At 69.5% G+C, this 24,904-nt stretch carries 31 protein-coding genes; 17 read left to right on the top strand and 14 right to left on the bottom strand.

Features of this window, described 5'->3' with window-relative positions:
• Positions 1 to 7: 7 nt before the first annotated feature.
• Together ABZW60_RS26515 and ABZW60_RS26510 are read left to right on the top strand one after the other, a co-directional pair.
• Positions 8 to 658: an SDR family oxidoreductase gene (locus ABZW60_RS26515; RefSeq protein ID WP_355481161.1), complete on the top strand. Its 651-nt coding sequence runs from the start codon at positions 8 to 10 to the stop codon at positions 656 to 658.
• A gap of 60 nt (positions 659 to 718) precedes the next feature.
• Positions 719 to 1,126, top strand: a complete 408-nt coding sequence (locus ABZW60_RS26510) for an OsmC family protein (protein ID WP_355481159.1) — start codon at positions 719 to 721, stop codon at positions 1,124 to 1,126.
• On the opposite strand, the gene ABZW60_RS26505 is transcribed toward ABZW60_RS26510, so the two are convergent.
• Both ABZW60_RS26505 and ABZW60_RS26500 read right to left on the bottom strand, forming a co-directional pair.
• Complete coding sequence (locus ABZW60_RS26505; RefSeq protein WP_355481157.1) at positions 1,116 to 1,910, bottom strand: sugar nucleotide-binding protein; 795 nt, start codon at positions 1,908 to 1,910, stop codon at positions 1,116 to 1,118. The two genes, ABZW60_RS26510 and ABZW60_RS26505, sit on opposite strands and share 11 nt — an antisense overlap.
• A gap of 68 nt (positions 1,911 to 1,978) precedes the next feature.
• Entirely contained in the window at positions 1,979 to 2,440 is a 462-nt protein-coding gene (locus ABZW60_RS26500; RefSeq protein WP_355481155.1) for an Lrp/AsnC family transcriptional regulator, read from the bottom strand.
• A 93-nt stretch (positions 2,441 to 2,533) separates the two neighbouring features.
• Here ABZW60_RS26500 and ABZW60_RS26495 point away from each other — a divergent pair, with 93 nt between their 5' ends.
• Positions 2,534 to 3,367, top strand: a complete 834-nt coding sequence (locus ABZW60_RS26495) for an LLM class flavin-dependent oxidoreductase (protein ID WP_355481153.1) — start codon at positions 2,534 to 2,536, stop codon at positions 3,365 to 3,367.
• 24 nt (positions 3,368 to 3,391) lie between these two features.
• A complete protein-coding gene (locus tag ABZW60_RS26490; RefSeq protein ID WP_355481151.1) occupies positions 3,392 to 3,817 on the top strand; it encodes a nucleoside deaminase in 426 nt (141 codons plus the stop codon).
• A 31-nt stretch (positions 3,818 to 3,848) separates the two neighbouring features.
• Here ABZW60_RS26490 and ABZW60_RS26485 read toward each other — a convergent pair whose 3' ends face one another.
• Both ABZW60_RS26485 and ABZW60_RS26480 read right to left on the bottom strand, forming a co-directional pair.
• The gene (locus ABZW60_RS26485; protein ID WP_355481149.1) at positions 3,849 to 4,778 is read right to left on the bottom strand and encodes a toxin-antitoxin system, toxin component; all 930 of its coding nucleotides are present in this window, start codon (positions 4,776 to 4,778) and stop codon (positions 3,849 to 3,851) included.
• 45 nt (positions 4,779 to 4,823) lie between these two features.
• Entirely contained in the window at positions 4,824 to 5,786 is a 963-nt protein-coding gene (locus ABZW60_RS26480) for a YafY family protein (protein WP_355481147.1), read from the bottom strand.
• Positions 5,787 to 5,878: 92 nt separating this feature from the next.
• On the opposite strand from ABZW60_RS26480, the gene ABZW60_RS26475 reads away from it, so the two are divergent.
• The 3 genes from ABZW60_RS26475 (at position 5,879) to ABZW60_RS26465 (ending at position 7,736) form a co-directional block, all read left to right on the top strand.
• Positions 5,879 to 6,832: a WYL domain-containing protein gene (locus ABZW60_RS26475; protein WP_355481145.1), complete on the top strand. Its 954-nt coding sequence runs from the start codon at positions 5,879 to 5,881 to the stop codon at positions 6,830 to 6,832.
• Entirely contained in the window at positions 6,829 to 7,125 is a 297-nt protein-coding gene (locus tag ABZW60_RS26470) for a DUF1905 domain-containing protein (protein WP_355481143.1), read from the top strand. The genes ABZW60_RS26475 and ABZW60_RS26470 overlap by 4 nt, the downstream gene beginning before the upstream one ends.
• A 62-nt stretch (positions 7,126 to 7,187) precedes the next feature.
• Positions 7,188 to 7,736 (top strand): isochorismatase family protein, encoded by a 549-nt coding sequence (locus ABZW60_RS26465; protein ID WP_355481141.1) that lies wholly within the window; start codon positions 7,188 to 7,190, stop codon positions 7,734 to 7,736.
• Here the strand turns inward: ABZW60_RS26465 and ABZW60_RS26460 are convergent.
• Together ABZW60_RS26460 and ABZW60_RS26455 are read right to left on the bottom strand one after the other, a co-directional pair.
• Complete coding sequence (locus tag ABZW60_RS26460) at positions 7,708 to 8,397, bottom strand: HAD family hydrolase (protein WP_355481139.1); 690 nt, start codon at positions 8,395 to 8,397, stop codon at positions 7,708 to 7,710. The two genes, ABZW60_RS26465 and ABZW60_RS26460, sit on opposite strands and share 29 nt — an antisense overlap.
• A 14-nt stretch (positions 8,398 to 8,411) precedes the next feature.
• On the bottom strand, positions 8,412 to 9,275 hold the full coding sequence (locus ABZW60_RS26455) for a LysR family transcriptional regulator (RefSeq protein ID WP_355481137.1): 864 nt from the start codon (positions 9,273 to 9,275) through the stop codon (positions 8,412 to 8,414).
• Positions 9,276 to 9,350: 75 nt separating this feature from the next.
• Between ABZW60_RS26455 and ABZW60_RS26450 the strand changes: the two genes are divergently transcribed.
• Positions 9,351 to 9,863, top strand: coding sequence for a cysteine dioxygenase family protein (locus ABZW60_RS26450; protein ID WP_355481135.1), 513 nt, complete (start codon positions 9,351 to 9,353; stop codon positions 9,861 to 9,863).
• A 17-nt stretch (positions 9,864 to 9,880) separates the two neighbouring features.
• Here the strand turns inward: ABZW60_RS26450 and ABZW60_RS26445 are convergent, their stop codons facing one another.
• Complete coding sequence (locus ABZW60_RS26445; RefSeq protein ID WP_355481133.1) at positions 9,881 to 10,720, bottom strand: aldo/keto reductase; 840 nt, start codon at positions 10,718 to 10,720, stop codon at positions 9,881 to 9,883.
• 163 nt (positions 10,721 to 10,883) lie between these two features.
• Between ABZW60_RS26445 and ABZW60_RS26440 the strand changes: the two genes are divergently transcribed.
• The 5 genes from ABZW60_RS26440 to ABZW60_RS26420 all read left to right on the top strand — a co-directional run bounded on the left by ABZW60_RS26440 (position 10,884) and on the right by ABZW60_RS26420 (position 14,125).
• Positions 10,884 to 11,711, top strand: a complete 828-nt coding sequence (locus ABZW60_RS26440; protein WP_355481131.1) for a phosphotransferase — start codon at positions 10,884 to 10,886, stop codon at positions 11,709 to 11,711.
• A 30-nt stretch (positions 11,712 to 11,741) separates the two neighbouring features.
• Positions 11,742 to 12,494, top strand: coding sequence for a methyltransferase domain-containing protein (locus tag ABZW60_RS26435; RefSeq protein ID WP_355481129.1), 753 nt, complete (start codon positions 11,742 to 11,744; stop codon positions 12,492 to 12,494).
• A 172-nt stretch (positions 12,495 to 12,666) separates the two neighbouring features.
• Positions 12,667 to 13,062 (top strand): tautomerase family protein, encoded by a 396-nt coding sequence (locus ABZW60_RS26430; protein WP_355481127.1) that lies wholly within the window; start codon positions 12,667 to 12,669, stop codon positions 13,060 to 13,062.
• A 2-nt stretch (positions 13,063 to 13,064) separates the two neighbouring features.
• Positions 13,065 to 13,550: an NUDIX domain-containing protein gene (locus tag ABZW60_RS26425; protein WP_355481125.1), complete on the top strand. Its 486-nt coding sequence runs from the start codon at positions 13,065 to 13,067 to the stop codon at positions 13,548 to 13,550.
• Positions 13,550 to 14,125, top strand: coding sequence for a DUF3626 domain-containing protein (locus ABZW60_RS26420; RefSeq protein ID WP_355481123.1), 576 nt, complete (start codon positions 13,550 to 13,552; stop codon positions 14,123 to 14,125). The genes ABZW60_RS26425 and ABZW60_RS26420 overlap by 1 nt, the downstream gene beginning before the upstream one ends.
• Here ABZW60_RS26420 and ABZW60_RS26415 read toward each other — a convergent pair.
• The 6 genes from ABZW60_RS26415 to ABZW60_RS26390 all read right to left on the bottom strand — a co-directional run bounded on the left by ABZW60_RS26415 (position 14,089) and on the right by ABZW60_RS26390 (position 21,663).
• Positions 14,089 to 15,315, bottom strand: coding sequence for an RNA polymerase sigma factor (locus ABZW60_RS26415; RefSeq protein ID WP_355481122.1), 1,227 nt, complete (start codon positions 15,313 to 15,315; stop codon positions 14,089 to 14,091). The two genes, ABZW60_RS26420 and ABZW60_RS26415, sit on opposite strands and share 37 nt — an antisense overlap.
• The gene (locus ABZW60_RS26410; protein WP_355481120.1) at positions 15,312 to 15,635 is read right to left on the bottom strand and encodes a YciI family protein; all 324 of its coding nucleotides are present in this window, start codon (positions 15,633 to 15,635) and stop codon (positions 15,312 to 15,314) included. The genes ABZW60_RS26415 and ABZW60_RS26410 overlap by 4 nt, the downstream gene beginning before the upstream one ends.
• An 87-nt stretch (positions 15,636 to 15,722) precedes the next feature.
• A complete protein-coding gene (locus ABZW60_RS26405; protein ID WP_355481119.1) occupies positions 15,723 to 17,480 on the bottom strand; it encodes an ABC transporter ATP-binding protein in 1,758 nt (585 codons plus the stop codon).
• Positions 17,473 to 19,224 carry an ABC transporter ATP-binding protein gene (locus ABZW60_RS26400; protein WP_355481117.1) on the bottom strand — a complete coding sequence of 584 codons (1,752 nt, stop codon included), beginning with the start codon at positions 19,222 to 19,224 and terminating at the stop codon, positions 17,473 to 17,475. Before ABZW60_RS26400 ends, ABZW60_RS26405 begins: the two co-directional genes overlap by 8 nt.
• A 75-nt stretch (positions 19,225 to 19,299) precedes the next feature.
• The gene (locus ABZW60_RS26395) at positions 19,300 to 20,325 is read right to left on the bottom strand and encodes an FAD-binding oxidoreductase (RefSeq protein ID WP_355481115.1); all 1,026 of its coding nucleotides are present in this window, start codon (positions 20,323 to 20,325) and stop codon (positions 19,300 to 19,302) included.
• A 42-nt stretch (positions 20,326 to 20,367) separates the two neighbouring features.
• A complete protein-coding gene (locus ABZW60_RS26390) occupies positions 20,368 to 21,663 on the bottom strand; it encodes a serine hydrolase domain-containing protein (RefSeq protein ID WP_355481113.1) in 1,296 nt (431 codons plus the stop codon).
• A gap of 19 nt (positions 21,664 to 21,682) precedes the next feature.
• On the opposite strand from ABZW60_RS26390, the gene ABZW60_RS26385 reads away from it, so the two are divergent.
• The 4 genes from ABZW60_RS26385 to ABZW60_RS26370 all read left to right on the top strand — a co-directional run bounded on the left by ABZW60_RS26385 (position 21,683) and on the right by ABZW60_RS26370 (position 23,875).
• Positions 21,683 to 22,030 carry an HIT domain-containing protein gene (locus ABZW60_RS26385; RefSeq protein ID WP_355481111.1) on the top strand — a complete coding sequence of 116 codons (348 nt, stop codon included), beginning with the start codon at positions 21,683 to 21,685 and terminating at the stop codon, positions 22,028 to 22,030.
• Between the two features lie 141 nt (positions 22,031 to 22,171).
• Entirely contained in the window at positions 22,172 to 22,927 is a 756-nt protein-coding gene (locus ABZW60_RS26380) for a class I SAM-dependent methyltransferase (RefSeq protein ID WP_355481109.1), read from the top strand.
• 220 nt (positions 22,928 to 23,147) lie between these two features.
• Positions 23,148 to 23,663, top strand: coding sequence for a hypothetical protein (locus tag ABZW60_RS26375; RefSeq protein WP_355481815.1), 516 nt, complete (start codon positions 23,148 to 23,150; stop codon positions 23,661 to 23,663).
• The gene (locus tag ABZW60_RS26370; RefSeq protein WP_355481805.1) at positions 23,615 to 23,875 is read left to right on the top strand and encodes a phosphotransferase; all 261 of its coding nucleotides are present in this window, start codon (positions 23,615 to 23,617) and stop codon (positions 23,873 to 23,875) included. The genes ABZW60_RS26375 and ABZW60_RS26370 overlap by 49 nt, the downstream gene beginning before the upstream one ends.
• A gap of 315 nt (positions 23,876 to 24,190) precedes the next feature.
• Here the strand turns inward: ABZW60_RS26370 and ABZW60_RS26365 are convergent, their stop codons facing one another.
• On the bottom strand, positions 24,191 to 24,685 hold the full coding sequence (locus ABZW60_RS26365; protein WP_355481108.1) for a DinB family protein: 495 nt from the start codon (positions 24,683 to 24,685) through the stop codon (positions 24,191 to 24,193).
• Positions 24,686 to 24,904 lie beyond the last annotated feature (219 nt).

Raw genomic sequence — 24,904 nt, 5'->3', positions numbered from 1 at the left:
TGCAGGTATGCGAGTCGTGATAGCTGGTGGACACGGTCAGATCGCGCTGCGCCTGACGAAGCTGCTGAGCGCCGACGGGCATCAGGTGGTCGGCGTGGTGCGGAACCCGGATCACGAGGCCGACATCGCGGCCGCCGGCGGGCAGGCCGCCGTACTGGATCTCGAGCAGGCCGACGCGGACGCGGTCGCCGAGGTGCTGTCCGGTGCGGACGTGGCGATCTTCGCGGCCGGTGCCGGGCCGGGCAGCGGCAACGCGCGCAAGGACACGGTCGACCGCGGCGCGGCCGCGCTGTTCGCCGACGCGGCCGGGCAGGCCGGCGTGCGGCGGCACATCCAGGTCGGCTCGATGGGCGCGGACCGGGCCGACTCGCTCACCGACGACTCGACGTTCACGGTCTACCTGAAGGCCAAGTGGGCCGCCGAGGAGGATCTCCGGGCGCGCGACCTGGACTGGACGGTGCTGCGGCCGGGCGGTCTGACCGACGACCCGGGCACCGGCACGGTGTATCTCGCCGACAAGACCGGCAACGGCCGGATCACCCGCGACGATGTCGCGCTGGTGCTGGCCGGCCTCTGTGACACTCCGGCCGCGATCGGCCGGACGCTCGAGCTCGTCGCCGGGGACACCCCGGTGCGCGAGGCCCTCGAGAACCTCTGAAGTTGCCACAAGCAACAGAATGTGACGGGACAGCGACCTATGGCAGACACACTCCGGCAGGTGACCTTCGAGCGGGTGGCGAACAGCAGCTACGAGGTGCGCAACGCCCGCGGCGGGAGCATCCGGGTCGGCTCGGGCGGCGCCGACACCGATTTCACGCCGGTGGAGCTGCTGCTGGCCGCGATCGGGACCTGCTCGGCGATCGACGTCGACATCGTGGTGAGCCGCCGGGCCGAGCCGACCGAGTTCAGCGCGGTGGTCCGCGGGGACAAGATCCGGGACGCCGAGGAAGGTAACCGGATGGAGAACCTCGCGGTCGAGCTGACCGTGCACTTCCCCGAGGGGGAGGACGGTGACAAGGCCCGCGAGGCCCTGCCGCGCGCGGTGAAGATGTCCCACGACCGGCTGTGCACGGTCAGCCGTACGGTCGAGCTCGGCACGCCGGTGACCACGACCGTCAACGACTGAGCCGCGGTCGCCCCAGCAGGAACTCGGTGGCCGGCCGGAGGCGTGTCGTCAGCAGTTCCTGCGTCCGCCGGCTGTCGAGCCTGATGTCCGACGGCTCGCCCGGCACCGACGGCAGGGTCTCCGGATCGAGTCCGTCGCGGATCGCGATCCGGCGACCCAGCTCCAGCCGGCTCAGCGCTTCGGGCCCGGCGACGTGCGCAATACCGGCGACGTCCGACGTCAGCAGCTCGAGCAGCGCCGCCGCGAGATCGGCGACGTGGACCGGGCAGCGGATGTTGCCGGTGTAGAACGCACCGGGCTCGCCGGCCGCCAGCCGGTGGGCCCGCTGTTCCTCCTCCGACCGGCCGTCGGATCCGATGATCAGCGAGGTGCGGGCGATCACGGCCTTCGGCAGGATCGCCTGGATCGCCGTCTCGGCCGCCGCCTTGGCCGCGCCGTACGGCGTCGTCGGGCACGGCAGATCGTGCTCCTGGTAGGCGATGTCACGGGGTCCGAACACGGCATCGCTCGACACGAACACCAGCCGCGCACCGCCCGCGGCGAGCGCGACGTTGACCGCGCCCTCGGCCGTCGTCGCCCAGTCGTCCTGCTTGTAGGCGGTGTGGATGATCCCGTCCGGGCGGACGGTGTGGATCACGGCACGCACCTCGTCGCGGTGCCGGACGTCGAGCTTCACCCCGCCCGGCACGGCCTCTGAGTGATACGCCGGTACCACTTCGTGGCCGGCGGCGCGCAGAAGCTGTCGCCCCAGGAGTCCGGCGGCCCCAGTGACGAGCAACCTCACCCGACCACTCTATGACGCTGGAGCCGCCACCCGGCAGTCCGCGTGGCACGCTTCACCACGCTCTTACCTCACGACGGATCGGTCACCGGCTTTTGCGGCCCGCGGTAGCGCTGTGTCTGCGAGTAGACCAGGTTGGTCGTCGTACTGCCGAAGTCCGTCAGCTCGTTGACGAGCTCCTCCAGGTGCGGCATCGACGCGGCCGCGACCTTCAGCGTGTAGCAGTCGTCGCCGGTGGTCCGCAGGCACTCGAGGATCTCGCGCCGCTCGGCCAGCAGCCGGTGCAGCGGCTCGTGCTTGTTGCCCGGGTACTTCAGCCGGACGACGGCCAGCACCGGGTAGCCCACCTTGGTCAGGTCGACCTCGGCGCGGTACCCGGTGATCACGCCGATCGACTCGAGCCGGCGGACCCGCTCGGTGGTGGCCGAGGCGCTCAGGTTGACCCGCCGGCCGAGCTCGGTCAGCGACAGCCGGGCGTCGTCCTGCAACTCGGTCAGGATCGCCCAGTCGATCGCATCGAGAATCTCGGTCATATCGCCAATCTACCGTCGATTCCCCGGCCCGGGACGGCGTACGCCGGGGAGAATCTCTTCAACCACGGACCCTCGCCTGGATAGCCTGAGGGCGTGGAAATCGGAGTGAACGTGCCGAACTTCGGCCCGGGGACGAACCCGGCGCGGCTGCGGGACTGGGCCGGCGTCGTGGAAGGCCTCGGGTACGACCTGCTGATGGTGTCGGACCACGTGGTGATCACACCGGACGTCGCGGAGCAGTACCCGGCGCCGTTCTACGAGCCGTTCACCACGCTCAGCTGGCTGGCCGGGATCACGTCCCGGGTCCGGCTCGGGACCACGGTGCTGATCGCGCCGTACCGGCATCCGTTGCTGGTGGCAAGGATGGCGGCGAACCTCGACGCGCTCAGCGGCGGCCGGCTGGTGCTCGGTGTCGGCGTGGGCTGGGCGCGGGCGGAGTTCGAGGCCCTCGGCGCGGAGCACGCGCAGCGCGGCCGGCGGACCGACGAGGTGCTCGCCGAGGTCCGTCGCGCGTGGGCCGACACCGCCGATTACGGCGGCGGGACCATTCCGATCTGGGTCGGCGGCTCGAGCCCGGCGGCGCTGCGGCGGACCGTGCGGTACGGCGACGCCTGGCATCCGTTGCGGCAGACGATCGATCAGCTGCGGGACGGGCTCGACCGCTTGCGGGCGACCGCGGCATCCCTGGACCGGCCGGTGCCGGGGTTCGCGCCGCGGATCCTGCTCCGGATCACGGACAAGCCGCTGGGCGACGACGAGCGCGCAGCGGGCGAAGGCTCGATCGAGCAGGTCGTGCAGGACCTCGCCGTACTGCGGGAGCTCGGCGCGCAGAGCGTCGTCCTGGACCCGTTCGTCGGCGACCCGGCCGAGACCGAGCGGCCCGAAGCGGCCTGGCAGGCGCTGGCGACGGTCGCCGCGCATCGGTGACCATCCATCATGACGGGAGAAGCTGTGACACCTGAGGACGAGAAGTTCCTGCGCCGGGCGATCGCACTGGCCGCGGCGGCGCGTGAGGGCGGCGACCCGCCGTTCGGCTCGCTGCTGGTCGGGCCGGACGGTTCGGTCCTGGCCGAGGAGCGCAACACCACGATCAGCGAGGGCAACATCAGCTTCCATCCGGAGCTGAAGCTCGCGGTCTGGGCGGCCCAGCACCTGCCGCCCGAGACCGCGGCCGCCACGACGATGTACACCAGCTGCCAGCCCTGCCCGATGTGCTCCGGCGCGCTCGCCCGCTCCGGCCTCGGCAAGGTCAAGTTCGCGCTCTCGGGCGAACAGCTCGACGGCCTGAAGTCCACCGGCGGATTCCCCGCCGTACCGCTGGAGGGCCCGGCACTGTACGACGAGGCGCGCGTGCCGGTCGACGGCTACTACAGCTGAGCCGGGGTCCCGTTGCCGGGACCCCGCACCGTCACTTGACCGGCGTCAGGCAGAGCGTGTACTTCGTGGAGCCCTTGCGGTAGACGTACGACGCCTCGGCGTCCTCGCCGCACTGGCTGTCGTCGGTCGAGTCGTCGATCTTGTCGACGATCTTGTACTCGGCCTCGGAGGACGTGCAGTCGACGACCTTGACGTCCGGGTTCACCGACGTGCCCTTGTTCACCACGCAGGCGCCGATCTTGGCCTTCGACTCGGTCGAGTTCAGGTTCGCGACCACGATCACCGCGATCAGCGCGACCGGCAGCAGCAGGCCGAGGATCGCCGGGCGCTGGAACAGCGGCTTGCCCGGGTTCATCGGCCGGCCCGGACCCGGCGTGGGCTCGGGGAGGCTCTTGAACTTCTGCATCGGGCCGATGTTCATCAGCATCGTGAACGGGTTGATGATCGCCGAACCGATGCCCCACCAGCCCTGCCAGAGGCTCTTCGCGGTCATGTCGCGCACCGACGCGATCCCGCACGTCCGGCAGAACGGGCCCTGCAGCTTCAGGAACCGCATCAGGATGATCATGCCCTGGTGGCCGCGGACGGTCGCGTCGGCCGCCGGGTAACCGCCGCAGAAGCGGCAGGCCATCTGGCCCTGCGGCGCGTAGCCCTGCTGCGGGAACGACTGGCCCTGCTGGTACTGCTGGCCCGGGTACTGGCCCTGCTGCGGCGGGTACTGCTGACCGGCGTCCTGCTGGTAGTGCTGACCCGCGTCCTGCTGGTACGGCTGGCCGGCGTGCTGCTCACCGCCGTACGGCTGCTGGTACTGCTGACCGCCGTACTGCTCCTGGCCGGGCTGCTGGGGCTGCTGGCCCGGCTGGGTGTACTGCGGGAACTGCTGCTGCTGCGGTGGCGGACCGTAGCCGGCCGGCTGACCTGCGTAAGGACCCTGCGGCGGCTGGGGAGGGGATGTGGTCACGGATATTTCCTGAGGCTTGATCGGGACACTTTGAACCATCGCACCTTACTCATGCTCCTGGTCCACCGCGGCATAGCGCTGCGTCAATTCCCGGCCAAGTCGCGCCAGCTCCGCCTGCACCGACGGCGGGTCCAGCACTTCGATCGAACCGCCCCAGCCGGCCAGGTGCTGCGCGATCATCAGCGGCGTCGGCGCGGTGACCCGGACCCGCACGCGGCCGGTGGGGTCGGTCCCGTCGACCTCGCAGTTGCGCCCGAGCCGGTCCTGCATCACCCAGACGAACCGCTCGTCCATCAGAACCGTTGCCGTCAGCCCCGACCGGCGCTCCTCCATCCGCTCGACGATCTCCGCCCACGCCGCGGACAGGTCGAAGCCGTCCGGCCGCTCGAAGGACGCACCCGTCGGCTCGGCCTCGACCACGCGATCGATGCGGAACGTCCGCCGGCCCTTGTCCGTCCACGCGATCAGATACCAGACGTCGTCCTTGTCCACGAGCCCCAGCGGGTCCACCACCCGCTCCGACGTCTCGCGGCCGCGGCCGGAGTAGCTCAGCCGGACACGTTCTCGGCGTACGACGGCGTCCTGCAGACGGCGTACCAGCTCGGGTCGCTCCTTCACGTGCTCGCCCCAGCGCGCCGGGTCGATGACGACCGCCTCGGCCGCGGCCTGTGCGTGCTCGCGGAAGGTGTCCGGCAGTGCCCGGACGAGCTTGCGCAGCGCCGCCTTCGCGTCCGGCGCGATCGAGGCCGCCGGGCCGACCAGCAGGAACAGTGCTTGCGCCTCGGTCGCCGTCAGTCCGCTCAGGTCGGTGCGGGCACCGCCGATCAGCTGCCAGCCGCCGTTGCGCCCGGGTTGCGGATAGACCGGGATGCCGGCCGTCGACAGCGCCTCCAGGTCCCGGCGGGCGGTCGCCACCGAGATCTCCAGCTCCGCCGCGACGTCGGCCGCGGTCACCCGGCCGCGGGCCTGCATCAGCAACAGCACCGCCACCAACCGATCCGCCCGCATGCCCCGATCGTCGCAGACAAACCGCTCACCGTCTGAGCAGTTAAAACGGGCTACCCTCAGATCCGGACGGCCTTCTTCCGGAATGGTGACTGATGGCGTACGACGTGAGCCCGACGGCGCGGACCCTGATGGTCCTCGAGCTGATCCAGAACAGTCCCGGCATCACCGCCGAGCAGCTCGGCGACAAGCTCGGGGTCTCGGAGCGGGCCGCCCGCCGGTACGTCGCGATCCTGCGGGAGGCCGACATGCCGATCGAGTCGGTCCGCGGACCGTACGGCGGCTACCGGGTCGGGCGCGGGCTGCGGCTGCCGCCGCTGATGTTCACGCCGACCGAAGCGCTCGGGCTGGTGATGGCGGTGCTCGAAGGGCCGCGCGGCGCCGCGGACCCGGTCGAGGACGCGCTCGGGAAGATCGTCCGGGTGCTGCCCGAGGCCGTCGCACGGTCGACCGACGCGATCCGGCGGGTCAGCGCCCGCGGGCCGGATCCCGGCGCGCGCACGCCCGATCCGGAGATCACCGCCGCGCTCGTCTCGCACAGCGCCGACTCCCGGCGGGTGACGATCCGCTACCGCCGCCACGAGGACGAATGGCCGATGGACCTCGATCCCTGGGCCGTCGTCGTCCGTCGCGGCCGGTGGTACCTGCTGTGCTGGTCGCACGGCAAGCAGGCGCAGCGCGTGCTCCGGATCGACAAGATCACCAAGGTCGAGCCGCAGCCGGACGGGTTCACGGCACCCGCCGACCTCGATCCACTCGCCGCCGTCGAGGAACACCTCGCGATGGGCTGGCGCTACCCGATCGAGGTGGAGATCGACGCACCCCTGGACCAGGCAGCCGCATGGATCCGCCGCAGCATGGGCCGCCTGGAACCCATCGACGAGCACCGCACCCGCCTACTCGCCAGCACCGACGAACCCGACTGGTACGCCGCCCAACTCACCGCGATCCACGCCCCCTTCCACATCATCGGCGGCCCCGAACTCCGCACCGCCTGCCACGACCTCGCCAACCGCCTCCACACCGCGAGCGAACAGGAAGCCGGATGAACGACGTCGAGTTCTCGGGGGAGATCTGGTACTGGCGGGGGCCGGCGCCGTGGTACTTCATCACGGTGCCGGACGAGGAGAGTGCGTACTTCGAGGCGGAGTCGAACTTCGTGACGTACGGGTGGGGGATGATCCCGGTGCGGGCGGAGATCGGTGCGAGTGTGTGGGACACGTCGATGTTTCCGAAGGACGGGCGGTACATCCTGCCGGTGAAGGCGTCGGTCCGGCGGGCGGAGGATCTCGACGACGGTGACGTGCCGACCGTGCGGCTGCGGTTGCGGGGCTGGAAGTGACGCGAACTGTCGGCGGGTGGGTCTAGCGTTCGCCGTACACAGTCCGCAGGGGAGGAGCCGAGATGTCCACGCTGTCCGACCGGCCGCACACGGCCTTGCTGGTGGTCGACGTCCAGAACGGCGTCGTCGCGGGGGCGCACGAGCGCGACCGCGTCGTCGCCAACATCAGCACCCTCGTCGGCAAGGCCCGCGCCGGGGGAGTCCCGATCGTCTGGGTCCAGCACTCCAGCGAGAACCTGACCATGGACAGCGACGACTGGCAGCTCGTGCCCGAGCTGTCCCGCGACGGCTCGGAGTCGCTCGTCCACAAGACCTACGCCGACAGCTTCGAGGCCACCGATCTGGAGGACGTCCTGGCCCGCGCCGGCATCGGTCACCTGGTCGTCAGCGGCGCACAGACCGACGAATGCATCCGCTCCACGATCCACGGCGCCATGGTCCGGGGGTACGACGTGACCCTGGTCGGCGACGCCCACACCACCGAGGACCTGAGCGAGTACGGCGCCCCCACCCCCGACAAGGTGATCGCCCACACCAACCTCTACTGGGGCGAACACCGAGCCCCGGGCCGCACCGCAGCGGTCAGGACAACCGACGAGCTGACCTTCTGAGCACGTCCAGCAGCTGAGTCAGCTCCTGCACTCGCGGTACGTCGGCGTCCGGCTGTGCGTCGTCGCGGTCGACGAGCACGGCGTCGATGCCGACCGCCTGCGCGCCCCGGATATCGTTCTCGAGCGAGTTGCCGACCATCACCACGTCATGCTTGTCCGCTCCGAGCCGCTCCAGTGCGTGCGCGAACGCGCGCGGGTCCGGTTTGCCCACCGGCAGCGTGTCACCCGCGATCAGTTCGTCGATCTCGTCCGTCAGGGCCAGCCGGTCAAGCTTGGAGCGCTGGTGATCGCCGTTGCCGTTCGTCAGCACCACCGCGCGGAGCCCGGCCTCCCGGACCGCGCGCAGCCCCGGGACCGCGTCGGCGTACACCGTCCAGCCGGCCTCGTACCGCCAGACGTAGCCCTCGAACATGGCATCCGCCTCGGCGTCGCTCACGTCTACCGCGAGGAACTCCCGCACGCGGCGCCGCCGCTGCTCGGGGAACGTGAGCTCCCTGCGCTGGAAGCGCCGGTAGTGCTTCTCCGACACCGCGGCCCACCGCGTCGCGACGTCCGGACCGGTCACGCCGTACTCCGCGGCCCACTCGACGACGGCCGCCGCGGCCGCCGACCGTTCCTCGACCAACGTCCCGTCCAGGTCGAACAGCACGATCTTCAGCACCGCGCGATCGTACGTCACCGGGCGGCCGACGCCTGGAGCGCGCTGACGAGCGCGGCGACCGGCGGCGGATCGGGCGGTTCGCCGTACGTCGCGGCGTACACACGACGACGGGATCCCAGCAGCTCGGTGGCCGTGATGCCGGTGGCCTGATGGGTACGTAATGCGAGTCCCGGCATCGTCGTCACACCGAGGCCCGCCTCGACGAGCGCCTGCATCACGACCATGTCGTCCGAGGTGTACCCGATCCGCGGCTCGTAGCCTTCCGCGGCGCACAGCGCGATCAGGTGGCTGCGGCACCGGTCGCAGCCGGCGATCCAGGTGCTGTCGCGCTGGTCGGCGATCGTGGCCGGTCCGTTCGCGAGCAGGTACAGCGGATCGTCGACCAGATGATGCAGCCGTACGCCGCGTGGCTCGGGCCCGGTCTCGTCGTAGCGGAACACGATCGCGACGTCGACCTTCCCGGTCCGGAGCAGCTCGAACGCCTCCGGCGGATGCGTGTCGACGAGGTTGACCTCGAGCCCGGGGTGCTTCGCGGCCAGCTCGGCGACGGCCGCCGGGACGAGCGCACCGATCGCCGACGAGAATCCAGCGAGCCGGATCCGGCCGGCGCTCAGGCCGACATGCGCGGACAGCTCGGCGTCGACGGCGTCGATCCGGCCGATGATCTCCGCCGCCCGGTCGGCGAGCAGCCGGCCGGCCTCGGTCAGCCGGATCCCGCGACCGACGCGTTGCAGGAGCTGCGCGCCGGTCTCGGCCTCCAGCCGCGCCAGATGGTGCGTGACGGACGGCTGGGAGTAGTGCAGCTCGCGCGCGGCGGCGGTGACCGAGCCGTGGCGTGCGACCGCGTCGATCACCCGCAGCCTCGTGACATCGAGCATGTATCAATTCCATCTATGAGTGAGCATGAAGGTTGGCATTAGACGCTATGGGTTGACCCGGCGCAGGCTCAAGACATGACGACGACAACCACCTCAGAACGCACAGAACTCACAGACCTCATCAGCGGCGTCCGGGACGCTATCGGCCGGCACGCCGACTGGAGCCGAACGGCCCAGGTCGTCGGCGACGCGCTGCGCCGGCACTTTCCGGGACCGGAGGTCCTGACCGCCGAACAGCGCCTGGGATCGCCCGACGGCCTCCAGAGCCACACACTCCACGTCGAGCCGGACGGCTCGTTCTCCGTGATCGCCGTGGTGTGGCGACCCGGGCAGCTGACGCGGATCCACGACCACGTCACCTGGTGCGTGGTCGGTGTGCTCCAGGGCATCGAGCACGAGGAGCTGTTCGACGCCGATCTCCGGCTGGTCGGCGAGAGTGACAACCGGGTCGGCGAGGTCAGCGCGTTCGCGCCGCCCGGCGACATCCACCGGGTCCACAACACGTACGCCGAGACCGCGATCTCGCTGCACATCTACGGCACCGACGTGACCCGGATCGGCTCGAGCGTCCGCCGCTACTACGACTGACGCCCGAGCCGGTGACATCAGTCGACGACCGAGTCCAGGACCGCGAGGTCCTCGGGGGAGAGCGTCAGGTCGGCGGCCCGCAGGTTCTCCTCCAGGTGACGCGGGCTCGAGGTGCCCGGGATCGCGAGCACGTGGTCACCGCGGCTCAACGTCCATGCCAGGCGGACCTGCGCGACCGTCGCGCCGTGGCGGTCCGCGATCTCCTGCACCGCATCGGATCCGGCGACGCCGCCGGCCTCCCGGGACTCCGCGGTGACCGCGAAGAACGGGACGAACGCGATCCCCAGGTCACCGCAGACCTCGAGGATCTCGTCGTTCACCCGCCCGAACCCCACGCTGTACCTGTTCTGCACCGAGACCACCGGCGCGATCTCCCGCGCCTCGTGCAGGTGGGCCGGCCGCACGTTCGACACACCGAGGTGCCGGATCATGCCTTTGTCCTGAAGCTCGGCCAGGGCACCGAAATGCTCGGCGATCGACTCCAGCCCCATCTGCCGCAGGTAGACCAGGTCCAGTGTGTCGACACCGAGCGCTCGCAGATCATCCTCGACGAGCCCGCGCAGCTCCTCGGGTCGCGCCAGCCCGTGGTCCGTCGGGCCGACCTTGGTGGCGATCAGCAGGTCCTCCGGGTACGGCGCGAGCGCACGCCGGATCACCTCGTTCGCCCAGCCGAGGTTCTCGAACCGCGTCTCGCCGGCCTGCCCGCGGCTGGGGTAGAACGCCGCGGTGTCGAGGTGGTTGACGCCGAGCTCGACGACCCGCCGCAGCAGCGCGACCGCCCGGTCCTGCGCGTCGGCGCCACCGCCGTCGGCCCCCGCGAGCCGCTTCGCGCCGAACCCGACGCGCCGGACCGCCACCTCCCCGAACGACCAGAATTCGCCGGACTTGCTTTCCGCAATTCGTGATGATAAGTTAATTGGTGAAGGTGCATTTTCCTGTGAATTCTGCATTCGGTCAGGATAAATCCATCCAGGAAATTCGTCCACCCTTTCCCGGCTTTTTCTGCGCTAGTCTCTGCGCGTGGGCCTGACTGAGCGACAGCACCAGCTTCTCGACACCTGGCTGCCGGCGGCGACGATCGTGCGCGACCACAGCTGGGGTGTCATCGGGACACTCGTTCTGGAGCTCGAGCACGGCGGGGAGCGCTTTATCGCGAAGGCCGGCGACGACGCCGACCACCACCTCGTCCGCGAACTCCGTGCCCACCGCAACTGGTTGCGGCCGTGGACCACGCAGGGGCGGGCCGCCGACCTGGTGCACGCGGACGAGTCCGCAAAACTTCTCGTCACCCGATTCCTGCCCGGCGAACTCGTCGAAGGCACACCGCACGAATGGTCGCCGGCTGTCTATCGGCAGGCCGGTGAATTGCTCGCCGCATTTCACCGGCAGTACGGCGTACCGGACCCCGCCTACGAGGCCCGTGAGAACGGGCGGACGCTGCGGGATCTCGACAAGCCGCACCGCATCGCACCGGAACTCGCTGACCGCATCCGGGCAACGATCGAGGCCTGGCCGACGCCGCCGGCGACGCTGGTCCCGACCCACGGCGACTGGCAGCCGCGCAACTGGCTCGCCGACGACGGCACCGTCCGCATCATCGACTTCGGCCGCGCGGACCTGCGCCCGGCGTACACCGACCTCGCCCGGCTGGCCGCACAGCAGTTCCGCTCCGACCCGTCGCTGGAGCCCGCGTTCCTCGCCGGCTACGGATCCGATCCGCGCGAACCGGCGGCTTGGCAGCGGACACGGCTGCGCGAGGCGGTCAGTACGGCGGTCTGGGCCCACGAGGTCGGCGACGAAGCCTTCGAGGCGCAGGGGCATCGGATGATCGCCGAAATCCCGTTGTGAGCCCGCGGAGCGCGCTGGCATCGTCGCGGCATGGCCGGCGAACTCCTGCGCGAAGCGCTCACACTTGACCGTTATCCGCGATCGAACACCTACGACCAGCAGTGGGTCGTCGACAACCTGATGGGCCCGCACCCGCTGTGGTGCACCGAGAGCCTGCTGCAGGTGATGCCGCTGCGGCCGGGGACGCGGGTGCTCGACCTCGGCTGCGGTACGGCGTTGTCGTCGATCTTCCTGGCCCGCGAGTACGACGTCGACGTGTGGGCCGCGGACCTCTGGGTCGATCCGACCGAGAACTGGCAACGCATCGAGGACGCCGGTGTCGCCGGTCGCGTGCACCCGATCCGGTCCGACGCGCGCCGGCTGCCCTTCGCGCGCGGGTTCTTCGACGCGGTCGTCAGCGTCGGCTCGTACCACTACTTCGGCACCGGCGTGGACTATCTCCCGTACCTCGCCGAGCTCGTCCGGCCGGGCGGAACCATCGGCTTCATCAGCCCCGGGATCCGCACCGCCCCCGACTTCACGCCACCGCCGTACCTGGCGAACCGCTGGGCACCGGATCTGGGCACGTGGCTCCCGCCCGACTGGTGGCAGGACCTGTGGGAACGCACCAACCTCGTGACCGTCGTCACCGCCGACTTCGCCCCGAACGGCTGGGACGACTGGCTGCACTGGCTCCAGACCTGCGCCCAGGTAGGCCGAGGCTACGAACCCGACGAGCAGATGCTCCAAGCCGACCAGGGCAACCTCCTAGGCCTAACCCGCGTCGTGGCCCACCTGAAGTAGCTCCGTCAGTCGTGGAGCACCTTGCCGGCTTGGAGGACGACCGCGGCTCCACGGGGCACCTTCGTACTCATGGGATGTGAGTGTGGTGGACGGCGCCGACAAAATCGGTCGCCTGGGGCGGGGGTTCGTGGTGGGGTCTGGGGAGTCGAACCGTCTGGAAGGATGCCTGCCCATGCCGAGTGCGCAGATCGAAGTCCGTCGTGAGTACTCCGAGACCGAGGAAGCCGGTCTGATCGAGGCGGTGCACGCTGCGCTCGTCACCGCGTTCCGGATCCCGCCGCAGGACAAGGACGTCCGGCTGGTCGTCCACGCGCCGCACCGGTTCGCGTGCTCGCCGCGGCTGACCGAGCCCGAGCTCTTCACGCTCGTCACGGTCGACTGCTTCGCCGGCCGCTCGCTCGACGCGAAGCGCACGCTCTACACCGAGATCGTCGGCAACCTGAAGCCCTTCGGCATCCCGGCGGATCACGTCACGATCCTCGTCCGCGACCACCCCACCTCCAACTGGGGCATCCGCGGCGGCCAGGCCGCGTCCGACGTGGACCTGGGCTTCGACGTCAACGTCTGACCGTGGCGCTCCGATCGGCCCGGCACCTCACGTCGGTGTACCTCGTGCGGCAGGGGAGCGTGCTGCTCCTCTACCGCCGCGGCTCCCGCGCGATCGCGGACTCCTGGGTCGGCATTGGCGGCCACGTCGAACCCGGCGAACTCACCGACCCGACCGCGGCCGCGCTCCGGGAGCTGGACGAGGAGATCGGCGTCACGGCCGACCACCTCACCGACCTCGCGCTGCGGTACGTCGCCGTACGCGACACCGGAGCCGAGATACGCACGACGTACTACTTCACCGCCAACCTCCGCCCCACAGCGCCGCTGCCGACGGAATGCACCGAGGGCGACCTGCGGTGGTTCGAGCTGACCACGGACCCGACACAGCTCGACATGCCACCCACGGCCCGACTCGCGTTCGCCCACTGGCTGTCCACCGGCCGTCACGACGACGCCCTGCGCCTCATCACCGTCGACGCCGACGGCCGCGCGACAGGTCCGCTCTGATGCTGACCGTGCAGTTCCATCCGAACTGGCCGCACGGCTCGCGGACCGTGATCGAGTCGATCGCAGCGGACGGCTTCTACCGGTCACAGTTCACGACCGGAATCTCCAACGGCGGCCTGACGGCGTTCCAGGGCGGCGACCGCTGGCGCTGGGAGAGCCGCCTGTTCTCTGGCCGGTATGACGGCGGGCCGGAAACGGACCGCCCGATCTACGGCGTCTGGAACCGCCACGCCGACCCGTACGGCGGAGCGATCCGTTTCGGGTCGTCGTACCTGCGCCTGAAACCCGAGGCGATCGACCGCGCGACATTCTGCTTCCCGGACTCGGCCCGCGAACCGTCCGACTTCGGCGACCGCCACTCCGTGCCGCACCTGTGCGATCTCGCCGACCCGGCGTACCGCGGACCTGGGATCGTCGCGCTCGCCCGCTCGCTCGGCCCGGAGCTGACGCCCGACTTGCTCGGCGTGGCGGCGCGGTCGGGCCTTCATCCCGCACAGCCGATCAAGTACGTCTGGCACTGCCTTGCGCGTTTCGGGCGTCAGCCGGCCAGCTGGTCGCGGCGGCGTGTGAGGTAGGCGAGTTCTGCGGTGTTCGCCGCCAGCGCGATCGCCTCGTCGTAGGCCGCCCGGGACTCCTTGCTGCGGCCCATCCGGCGCAGCAGCTCGGCGCGGGTCGCGTGGTACAGGTGGTACGCGGGCAGCTTGTCGCCGAGCCGGTCGACCATCGCGATCGCGACCTCCGGACCGTCGAGCTCGGCCACCGCGATCGCGCGGTTCAGCGCCACGATCGGCGAGCGGTCGATCCGGACGAGCTGGTCGTACAGCGCGACGATCTGCGACCAGTCGGTGTCGCGCGTGTCGCGGGCCGAGGTGTGCACGGCGTTCACCGCCGCGAGGATCTGGTAGCGGCCCGGCGGGCGTCCGGTGGCGAGCCGTTCGCGGACCAGGTGGTGGCCCTCGGCAACCAGCGCCGGGTCCCAGGCGCCGCGGTCCTGCTCGTCCAGCGGGATCAGTTCACCCGAGCCCGACACCCGGGCCGTACGACGGGCCTCCGTGAGCAGCATCAGCGCGAGCAGACCGGCCACCTCACCGTCGTCCGGCAGCAGCGCCCGGATCAGACGGGTCAGGCGGATCGCCTCGGCGGTCAGCTCGTGGCGGACCGGGTCGGTGTCGGCACCGGTCGCCAGGTAGCCCTCGTTGAAGACCAGGAACAGCACCGCGAGTACGCCGGACACGCGGCCCGGCAGGTCTTCCGCCGACGGGACCCGGTACGGGATCCCCGCCGCCTTGATCTTCGCCTTCGCGCGGGTGATCCGCTGGCCCATCGCGGTCTCCTGCACCAGGAACGCGCGGGCGATCTCCGGCACGGTCAGCCCGCCCACCATCCGCAGCGTCAGCGCCACCCGCGTCTCCATCGCCAGCGCCGGGTGGCAGCAGGTGAAGATCAGCCGGAGCCGTTCGTCGTCGATCGCGCCGAGAGGCTCGGGCTGGTCGTCGTACGACATCTGAGCCTCCTTCTGCTTGTCGTCGCGTTTGCTCTCGCGGCGGATCCGGTCGATCGCCTTGCGGTTCGCGGTCGTGGTCAGCCAGGCGCCGGGGTTGGGCGGTACGCCGTCCGCGGGCCACCGCTCGACGGCGGTCGCGAACGCCTCGGCCGCGGACTCCTCGGCGATGTCGAGGTCCCCGAACCGCTTCGTCAGCGACGCGACCACCCGCGCCCACTCCTCGTGGTGCGCCCGGGTGATCGCCGCCTCGATGTCGCTCACTGGAATGGCCGCACCTCGATCTTCCGGTCGCACACCTTCGACGCCTCGGCGGCGAGCTTGAGCGCCACGTCGAGATCAGGGGCCTCCCAGACCCAGACGCCGGCCAGGTACTCCTTCGACTCGACGAACGGCCCGTCGGTGAACACCGGCTGGTCGCCCCGGTTGTCGATCACCGTGGCCGCGGTGGTGTCCGCGAGCCCGCCCGCGAAGACCCAGTAGCCCTCGGCGATCAGCCGGTCGTTGAACTCGCTGATGGCCGGCATCCGGTCAGTGCTGCCGGGGTTGTCCTTGTCGTCGATCACCGAAACCAGGTACTGCATCACGATCTCCCGTTCACTCTGCGGAGGTGCTTCACACCCACCCAACGAACCGCATCAGGCCATTTCGACACAAGCCGTGGACTTTCCTTACACCGACTCGCCGGGCCCGTCCGCGCGCCAGGTCCGCCAGAGCCGGCCGTAGACGCCGCCGGCACGGACCAGGTCGTCGTGGGTGCCGAGCTCGGCGAGCTCACCGGCTTCCATGACAGCGATCCGGTCGGCGTCGTGTGCGGTCTGCAGGCGGTGGGCGATCGCGATGACGGTACGGCCCCGCAGGACGGCGGCCAGCGACTGCTCGGTTCGCCGTGCGGTCCTGGGGTCGAGGAGCGCGGTGGCCTCGTCGAGGATCACGGTGTGCGGATCGGCCAGGACGACGCGCGCGAGAGACAGCTGCTGGGCGCCCGCGTCGTCGAGGGTGAAGTCCTGGCCGATCTCGGTGTCCAACCCGTCCGGCAGGTCCTTCCACCATGTGGCTCCGACGGCGTCCAGAGCGGCGTACAGCTCGTCGTCGGTCGCTTTCGGCCGCGCGATCAGCAGGTTGTCGCGCACGGTGTCGTGGAAGACGTGGTGATCCTGGGTGATCAGTACGACGTGTTCGCGGAGCTGGTCCGGCGGCAGGTCGGCCACCGGTACGCCGCCGATCGTGACCGACCCGGTGCCCGGGCGATCGAGACCGGCGAGAAGACGGGCGAGCGTGGACTTTCCGGCTCCGGAAGTGCCGACGACGGCCAGCCGTTCGCCGGGCTCCACCGACAGGTCGATGCCGTGCAGTACGTCGCGGGCCCCGGTGTAGCTGTAGTGCACGTCCCGCACGTGGATCCGGTCGCCGTCGGCCTTCGTGGTCGATCGGGGCTCCACCGCGGGTACGTCCGCGAGGCCCTCGACACGGGCGTAGGAGGCCGCGGCGCCCTGGAGCTGCTCGATCCACAGCATGAGGGTGTCGAGCGGGCCGACGAGTTGGCGCAGATACACCGTGGCGGTGACGACGATGCCGAGGCTGACCAGATCGTTCATGTAGAGGGCGCCGCCCACGAGGAGCACGCCGACGACCGGCAGCGCGAGCGAGATCTCGGCCCACGGGAAGAGGACGGTCCTCAGCCAGAGCGCGTTCAGGCGTGCTGTGCGAGCTTCGGCGATGACGCCCTCCGTCGCCTCGCTCCGGCGTTGCTCCAGCCCGAGAAGCTCGACCGTCCGCGCGCCCTTCGCGGTACTGGCGATGACGTCGGCCATTTCCGCTCCGGTGTTCGCAACCGCCAGATAGGCCGGCCTGGCGCGACGCAGGTACCAGCGCACGGCTGCGCCGACGCCGACCAGGCACACCAGCCCGCAGAGACCGAGCCGCACGTCCAGGACGAGTACGGCGACGACGAGGAACAGCGCGTGGACGATCGCCACGAGCACTTCGGGGACGGCCGAGCGCAGCGTCATCGCCACGAGCGACGCGTCGGTGCTGCCGCGGGCGATCAGGTCGCCGGCCGGGAGGTGGTCCGCCGTACGGGGTGGCAGGGCCAGGGTCCGCCGCAGGAACCGTTCCCGGACGCGCGCCGCGGTGCGTTCGCCGTACCGATAGCCGAGCTTGAGTGCCCACGATCCGAGCATGGTCTGTACGACGGTGAACAGCAGCGCTCCCAGCGCGAGCCGGTCCACCGTGCCGAGCACGTTGCCGGATCCGGTCTGGATCGTGTCGATGATCCGGCCGAGCAGCCACGGCCCCACGAGTCCCGCGGCCGAGGCGAGCGCGTTCACGACGACCACGCCGACCACGGCCGTGCGGTCCGCGCTCAGGTCGCGAACGGCGGCCGCGCGTACTTCGCCCGTGCTCGCGATCGGCATCTGCCTACTCATCGACAGCTCCGTTCTGGGCGCGGGACACCAGGTCGCGGTAGCGGGAGTCGGTGCGCAGCAGGTCCGCATGCGTGCCGACCGACGACGCCTGGCCGTCGACCAGGACGACCACCTCGTCGGCGCGGTCGAGCACGAGCGGCGAGGTCGTCGTGATCACCGTCGTCGTGTCGCGCCGGGCCTCGCGGATCCGGTCGATCATGGCGGCCTCGGTGTTGGCGTCGACCGCGGAGGTCGGATCGACGGCGAGCAGCACGTCGGGCCCGGCATAGACGGCGCGGGCGAGCCGGAGCCGCTGCCGTTGCCCGCCGGAGAGATCGCTGCCACCCGCGGCGAGCTCCGCGTCCAGACCGCCGGGCAACGCCTCCACGACATCCTCGGCCACCGCTACCCGGAGCGCGGTGTGGATGGCCTGGTCGTCGGGTTCGAGGCGCCCCGCGATGACAGTGCGGACAGTGCCGGCGAAGATCTCGGCGTCGTTGTCGGCGACAACCAATCGGCGCCTGAGTTCCTCGCGACCGACGTCCGCCAGGGGCGCGCCTGCCCAGGTCGTACACGGCGGGTGCTCGCCGATCTGTCCGAGTCGCTCGAGCACCGAGCGGGCCTCAGCGGGTCTGGCCGCTACCAGCGCCGTCAGGAGTCCGGGACGGATTTTCGTCCCGGACTCGGGGTCTACCAGCGGGCCTGGTTCGGCCGGGATCGTCTCCGGGGAGTTCTCGTTGTCGTGAGCCACCGGCAGGTTGAGCAGGTTGATGATGCGCTGACCGGCCACCCGGGCCCGCGCGATATCGCCGCCGCCTTCGATGAAGAACGACACCGGGACGACCAGCACGGCGACGTACCCGTAGACGGCGACCACATCGCCGATCGTGATCGTGCCGGTGGCTGCCAGTCGCGCCGACAACCACACCACGATCGCCAGGAACAGAGCCGGCAAGCCTGTCGACAGGGCTCCGACCCAGCTGGCTGGTCCGGCGACTCGGTAGCCGCGCCGGACCAGCCGCTGCGACTGTTCTTCGTACCGCTCGGCGACGACCGTCTTGCCGCCGAGGCCGTTGAGGACGCGGAGTCCGGCCAGCGCGTCGACGAGCCGGGTCGTCAGCCGCCCTTGGTGGACGCGGTACTCGCCGCCTGTGCGTTCGATGCGGTGCAGCAGCGGGCCGACGGCGATCGCCAGGAGCGGGACTCCGGCGAGAACGACCACGGCCAGGAGCGGGGAGATGGTGAACAGCACGACCGCGACGACGGCGTACGCCACGACCGCGCCGACGCCCGGGCCGGTGACTGTGAGCGCCTGCGCGACGACGTACACGTCGGCGATCCCGACCGTCACCACCTCGCCGGCGGTCACGTGCCGCGCGAGCGAGGCACCCAGCCTGGACGTGTGCCGCACCGTCGCCCGGACGGCGCGAAACGACGCGTCCATCCGGACCTTGGTCATGGTGCGATGCCTCGCGATGCCCAGCAGCGCGTTCAGGACGCCGACGGCGAGCAACACCGCGGTCCAGCCGATCAGCGCGGAGGTGTCGCGGGCGACAAGGCCTTGGTCGACCACACGCGACAGCACCCACGGCGGGACGGCCAGGCCGACGGTCCAGAGGGTGCCGAGCGCCGCGCCCGCAGCGATGCGCCGGGCTTGAGATCGAGTCAGCCAGTAGAGGAAGCGGTACGGGCTCGCCAGATCAGCGGCCGCTGGTGGGGTCCAGGTCTCGGTCGTCCTGTCCAACCAGTCACGAAGGGCCGCCATGCGGTGATCCTTGCAGCATCACCGCGCCTCCGGATACCTATTTGCGATTTGATTCACAAAGTCGTTGCGGAGGAGTCAGCGGAAGCGGTCGGGGCGGCAGCCGGCGAGTTCAGCGGCCGGGCTGCCGGTGAGGATTTCTGCGGCCGCCAGGCGACCGACGGCGGCGGCGAGCGTGATCGCGGAGTGCATGACCGCGACGTACAGCCCCTGGGTGCCGGCCGGGCGGCCGATGATCGGTTCTCCGTCGACAGGCATCGGGCGCCAGCCGATCTCGACCGAGACGATCTCGGTGTCGCCGGCACCGGCGAAGGAGGCGGCGAACCGGTCGCGGACCAGTCGGGCGGTCGCCTGCAGCGCGGCCTGATCCGTCTCGCCGCTGTACGCCGTGGGCGCGAGGATCGTCCCGTCGTCGAGCTGGCGGGCCTCGAGCGACGGTGTCGCGACGATCGCCCGGACCAGGCCCGGGGTGGCGCGCAAGCGGACGAGGATGGCCGGCGCTGGTTCGACGGGCAGGGCGACGCCGATGCCTGAGCAGAGGGCGACCGCGCCGGTGCCGGCGGCCAGGACGACGGTCTCGGCCGGGATTGTCTCAGTGATTGTCTGTACGCCGGTCACGGTGCCGGCTTGGTGGATGAGCGCGGTGACCGGCGTACCGGTCAGGAGTCGGGCGCCGCGATCGCGTGCGGCGGCGACGAGGAGGTCGATCGCCGCGACCGGGTCGAACGCGCCGTCCTCCGGGCGGTGGAAGGCCAGCGCCGGGGGAGTGACGAGGCTGGGCTCGAGCGCGGCGGCGTCGTCCGTACTCGGTCCTGGCGTCTCGTCGAAGCCGTCCCAGCTGAGCGAACCCGTCCAGCGGATCGCCAGCCCGGGAACCTCTGCTTCGAGCCGTCGGTAGTCGTCCAGCGCGAGGTAGCGCAGCGGTGCCGAGGGCAGGTCGCTGCTGACCGGTCGCCCGATCCACGCGAACGACGCCCGGGTGGCGCCCGATCCGGGCAGGCCCGCGTCGATCACGGTGACTGGCCGACCTTGGCCGGCCAGGTGATACGCCAGCGACGCCCCGACGATGCCGGCCCCAACCACCACAATTCCGCGATCCGTCATGCCTGAGTTTCTAGCAGGGTCGGGTTGCGTCACGACACCGAGTTATTTGGCGGGCTTCAGTTCGTGGAGGCGGATGTTGGCGTACGTCGGGGGCGTCGTCGTGAGGTCGAGGACCTCGCCGGTGGTGGAGATGTAAAGGCCTGGCCGGTGCTGCTGCAGGCGGACGGTCTCGCCGCCCCAGTGATCGAAGAAGAGCGCTCCGTTCTCCTTGCGCAATCTGGCGGTCCCGTCGCGGACGCTGCCGACATGAATCGCATATTCCCGATTCCAGGGGCCGTCGACTTCGCCGGAAATCTCAGGTGCCACCGGTTTTGCGGGTGCGGGCTCTGGGGGAGGGCTGCTTCCTCCGAGAATCCGGCTGAAGATCTCGGTGGTCAATTGCCATTGCAGCGGATGATCGGTTGAATTCGTGAGCACAACTACGCCTAGGTTTTCAGTTGGCGCCCAGTACATGTCGGAGAGGAACCCGAATCCGCCGCCGCCGTGACCGCGCACCGGAACGCCGTTCGCGTCTGCGATGGCGATTCCCAGGCCGTATTGCTGGCCGGCATACATTTCTTGGAGGAGTTCGGGGGAGAGGAGCGACTCACCACCGCGGAGATGGAACTGGATGTAGCGGCAGGCGTCTTCTGCTGTGGTGTACAGACCGCCTGCCGCGATCACCGGGATCCGTACCGGGAGGCGCGTATACCCTCGCGAATGTCCGGTCGCGCGGCTCGTGTCACGCCTGATCATCTTCGCGTCGAAGGTCGTCCGCTGCAGCCCGAGCGGGGCGAGCAGTTCCCGCCGTACATACTCGTGAAAAGGCATGCCGCTGCGTCGCTGGAGAATATATCCGGCCAGATCTATACCAAGATTCGAATATTCATAGCGTTCGCCGACGGGAAACCTCAGCCAGGTGTCACAAATGCTGCGGCAATGCGTTTCAAAGGACGCTCTGCCGATCCGATAATTGGATCCGACCGGCGCTTCATGAGTAAAGCCTGCCGTATGACTCAGTAGATGCCGTAGCGTGATCAAGCGCTCAGGACGTTTCTCGAAGGAACTGTTGACCCGAAATTCGGGCAAATACCGGGGGACAGGCGCATCCAGCTCCACCAGGCCGTCCTGGACCGCCAGCATGACCGCCGTCGCAGTGTACATCTTCGAACACGACTGGACGCTGAACATCGTCTCGGCACTGATCGCCACATCACCGTCGGCCCGCGTGCACCCGAAGCCGGCGCACCACAGAACCGAGTCCGCGTCACAGATCCCGACCGCAAGCCCAGGCACCTTGTGCTCGTCGACCAACCCGGCAACATATCGCTGCAGTTCAGCGACCATCCGCTTGCTCACCACTGGATATCCTCCAACGATGCGATCAGTCCCGCGGTACGACGGCGACGACTTCTACTGCGACGTAGCCATCCCGGACCCCAGCCGCCTCGACGTCGTGCACGAGGACGAACTGGTGCTGGCGTTCCACCACACCCGGCCATTCTGGACGACACACATCGTCGCCGTACCGAAGAAGCACATCGCGTCGCTGACAACCCTGACATCAGACGACGAACCATCCGCCCGCCGGCTCCTCGAGGTAGTCCGATCCATCGCCGCCCACACCGAACAAACCACCGGCGCAGCCGCCGTACTGACCAACCTCGGCACCTACCAGGACTCCAAACACTTGCACATCCACATCCACAGCGGCCCCCAACGCTGACCGAGCACGGCGAACGACCGAGCGGAGCCATCCGCGGTCATGGGCGACGGGTTGTCCTTGCGAAAATCATTGGTGCCCGGTTTGCTTCGCTGATGGACTGACGTCCGACCGTGAGGCTGCCGCGTGATGGAGGTAGTGGTTGTGACGGATTACGACGTGCTTGCCGAGGTGTACGAATGGCTGATCTCGGATGCAAAGTTGCCGCCGGCCGATTTCGCTGCGTCGTTCGATGACGTCCTCGGCCTTCTGCCGTCGAACGCTCACGTCCTCGACTGTTCGTGCGGAACCGGACAGTTGGCGGTTGGCCTCGCCGGTCGTGGCATGCAGGTCGTCGCAACTGACGCCAGCGAGGCGATGGTTCGTCGGACTGCAGAGTTGTCCGAGGAGTTCGGGGCATCCGTCCTGGCCGTGCGGGCGAACTGGGAAGAGTTGCCCGACCATTTCGAGGACGACACGTTCGACATGGTGTTCTGTGTTGGCAACTCGCTTCACCATGCCGCGGGCGCGACAGGCAGGGGAGCCGCTCTGGAGTCGATGTCGCGACTTCTGCGCCCAGGCGGGCGCTTGGTACTCACATCCCGCACTTGGGAACTCGTGAGGGCCAGAGGCTCCCGGCTCGACATCAGTGACCGACTCGTCCGCCGGAACGGTCGCGATGCCGTCGTGGTCTACCGCTGGGAGATCGCGCCGCATTGGGAGGAGGAGCACCACATCGAGATCGCGATCGCGCAAGTTGATGCGACTGGGCTGGTCCTTGTCCGCTCGGAACTGCTGTCGTGCTGGCCCTACCGCTACGAGGAACTCGAAGTCGAGCTGCAGCGGGCCGGACTCCGGACGGAACTGAGCACGTTCGATCTTGAGGCCGAGAACTACATGGTGGTCGCGAGCAGGGCATAGACAACGGGCCAGCAGGAGGCGGCTTCCGCAGATTCAGCTAATGCGATAGCAGACTACTAGTTGACATAATGTCCGTTATCGGCGCTTAGGTTGGACGACTTGGAACGGGTGAGAGAACCCCGCCCAACGCGATGTCCAGGCTCGCAGCGGAACAAGCCCCCTGCAATTCGCACGGTCTTGGCGCCGTCCTCGTCGGGCAGCCGGACACGGGCGATTACAGTTGCGCCGGGAGGATCGAAACATGGTGATGGGAAGTCAGGACATCGATGCCTGGGACGCTGAGTTGCACCGTTCCGGTCGGGTGATTTTCGCGGTCCGGCGTGCGGTGGCGTTCGGCGGGTTGATCATCGTACTGACGATGGCCGGCATCCCGATCATCTCGGTGGTCCGGGACCTCGACACTCGCGGCACCTGGTTCACGATCCGGGTGGGTCTGCTTGCCGTAATCCTCGCCGGCTGTATCGCGCTCGCTGTCCTGTTCCTCCTCGGCCATCCGCGGGCGACAGTCAACGCTGCTGGCATCCGCTTCGCTTGGTGGCGGCCGATCCCATGGTCCGAGTTCGAGGGCGCCGCCCTCGTCACACCCACCAGCAGCCTCGCCGCCCCGTACCTGACCATCACCTCCAGCCGCGGCAGGAAACTCCACATCCCCCAAACCAACGTCGAAGACCTCCGCGCCTTCGCCGCCTGGCTCACCAAACTGCACACCCAACACCACTTGAACGCCACCAGCTAAGCGGCTCCGCCGTCGACGCGGAGACGACTCTCGAGCTCGGCGCGTACTTGGTGCACGGAGACCTCCGCAGCGACAACGTGTGCATCCTCAGCAACGCCGGCGAGCTTCGCCTCGTCGACTGTTCGCACGCCGGCGCCGGCCACGAGCTGCACGATGTCGGGCAGCTGCTCTCACGCTTCACCTGGAGGGTGGTCTCGCGCCGTGGAGGGTGATCCCCGCCGTGACAGGTGTGTACCGAGCCCGCACCTCTCAGCGCCAGGCTTGCAGGGCCGTCGCTACAGCGCACCAGCGTGAGCGACTAGCCGGACTGGCTCCGCGGCGTGTCCATCACCCGCGCCTCGATCAAGACGCGTTCATCAGCCGCGCCGCCTCGATCAACCTGCAATGTCTGGCAGCGGGCTCGAACTGCCGCCACCCGTGCCGGATCAGCACACGCCCAGCTGACCGCCCTGGTTCTCACGACGATCCCGCGGGGAGAGCCCAGCACATCCAGCACGTCGCCCTTGGCCGACTCCCCCGCACCCTCGTCAGTATCCGCGGGTGCCGTCCAGTTGCTCGCGCACGATGTCCAAGTGGCCGAGATGGCGGGCCGTCTCCTCGATCATGTGAGTCAAGATCCATCGGACCGACACCGGAGCGAACTGTGGTGGCGTGTAGTGCTGCATCGTGTCGAGCGTCAGACGAGCAACGATGCGCCTTGACTGCGCACACTCAGCCTCGTAGCTGCTCACGAGATCGCCGATGGCGCGACCATGGGTTGGCCAGCCGCCGTCATGGTCCCGCTCGAAGGGTTCGTCTGCGAGCGACGGAAAGCTGCCGGCGAACCAGTCGTACTCGGTCTGCCGCAGATGCGAAACGACCCCAGCAATCGTCATGAGCGGGGACGTGTCCAGCAAGGCGCGATCTGCCAGTTCCATCGGCAAACCGTCCACCTTCCGACGCACTGTTGCTCGCTGCCAGTCGAGGAACCCGGTCAGTACACCACGCTCGTCAGCGCCGCCGTCAGGAAACACACGCTCCATGAACGTCAGCCTCGCACAGTCACGTCAGGCCGACCGCGATCGAGCCCCAACCCCCCCCCCCCGGGTCTGCCCGTCGGGCACCGCCGCGGACCCACCGGTCCCCCGGCAGACACGAGCCCACCGGTACGGGACGCGCGGTACGGGACGCGCGGTACGGGACGCGCGGTACGGGACGCGCGGTACGGGACGCGCGGTACGGGACGCGCGGTACGGGACGCG

Origin of the sequence: Kribbella sp. NPDC003557 (genome assembly GCF_040610805.1) — a bacterium.
GTDB lineage: Bacteria > Actinomycetota > Actinomycetes > Propionibacteriales > Kribbellaceae > Kribbella.
This window is presented reverse-complemented; position numbering and strand designations above follow the sequence as displayed.

What these genes read in the sequence shown, in the direction of transcription:
- ABZW60_RS26515 (WP_355481161.1), top strand. Translation starts at nt 8, where the DNA reads ATGCGAGTCGTGATAGCTGGTGGACACGGTCAGATCGCGCTGCGCCTG.
- ABZW60_RS26500 (WP_355481155.1), bottom strand. Translation starts at nt 2,440, where the DNA reads ATGACCGAGATTCTCGATGCGATCGACTGGGCGATCCTGACCGAGTTG.
- ABZW60_RS26480 (WP_355481147.1), bottom strand. Translation starts at nt 5,786, where the DNA reads ATGCGGGCGGATCGGTTGGTGGCGGTGCTGTTGCTGATGCAGGCCCGC.
- ABZW60_RS26475 (WP_355481145.1), top strand. Translation starts at nt 5,879, where the DNA reads ATGGCGTACGACGTGAGCCCGACGGCGCGGACCCTGATGGTCCTCGAG.
- ABZW60_RS26470 (WP_355481143.1), top strand. Translation starts at nt 6,829, where the DNA reads ATGAACGACGTCGAGTTCTCGGGGGAGATCTGGTACTGGCGGGGGCCG.
- ABZW60_RS26465 (WP_355481141.1), top strand. Translation starts at nt 7,188, where the DNA reads ATGTCCACGCTGTCCGACCGGCCGCACACGGCCTTGCTGGTGGTCGAC.
- ABZW60_RS26455 (WP_355481137.1), bottom strand. Translation starts at nt 9,275, where the DNA reads ATGCTCGATGTCACGAGGCTGCGGGTGATCGACGCGGTCGCACGCCAC.
- ABZW60_RS26450 (WP_355481135.1), top strand. Translation starts at nt 9,351, where the DNA reads ATGACGACGACAACCACCTCAGAACGCACAGAACTCACAGACCTCATC.
- ABZW60_RS26435 (WP_355481129.1), top strand. Translation starts at nt 11,742, where the DNA reads ATGGCCGGCGAACTCCTGCGCGAAGCGCTCACACTTGACCGTTATCCG.
- ABZW60_RS26430 (WP_355481127.1), top strand. Translation starts at nt 12,667, where the DNA reads ATGCCGAGTGCGCAGATCGAAGTCCGTCGTGAGTACTCCGAGACCGAG.
- ABZW60_RS26420 (WP_355481123.1), top strand. Translation starts at nt 13,550, where the DNA reads ATGCTGACCGTGCAGTTCCATCCGAACTGGCCGCACGGCTCGCGGACC.
- ABZW60_RS26410 (WP_355481120.1), bottom strand. Translation starts at nt 15,635, where the DNA reads ATGCAGTACCTGGTTTCGGTGATCGACGACAAGGACAACCCCGGCAGC.
- ABZW60_RS26405 (WP_355481119.1), bottom strand. Translation starts at nt 17,480, where the DNA reads ATGAGTAGGCAGATGCCGATCGCGAGCACGGGCGAAGTACGCGCGGCC.
- ABZW60_RS26400 (WP_355481117.1), bottom strand. Translation starts at nt 19,224, where the DNA reads ATGGCGGCCCTTCGTGACTGGTTGGACAGGACGACCGAGACCTGGACC.
- ABZW60_RS26395 (WP_355481115.1), bottom strand. Translation starts at nt 20,325, where the DNA reads ATGACGGATCGCGGAATTGTGGTGGTTGGGGCCGGCATCGTCGGGGCG.
- ABZW60_RS26385 (WP_355481111.1), top strand. Translation starts at nt 21,683, where the DNA reads ATGCGATCAGTCCCGCGGTACGACGGCGACGACTTCTACTGCGACGTA.
- ABZW60_RS26365 (WP_355481108.1), bottom strand. Translation starts at nt 24,685, where the DNA reads ATGGAGCGTGTGTTTCCTGACGGCGGCGCTGACGAGCGTGGTGTACTG.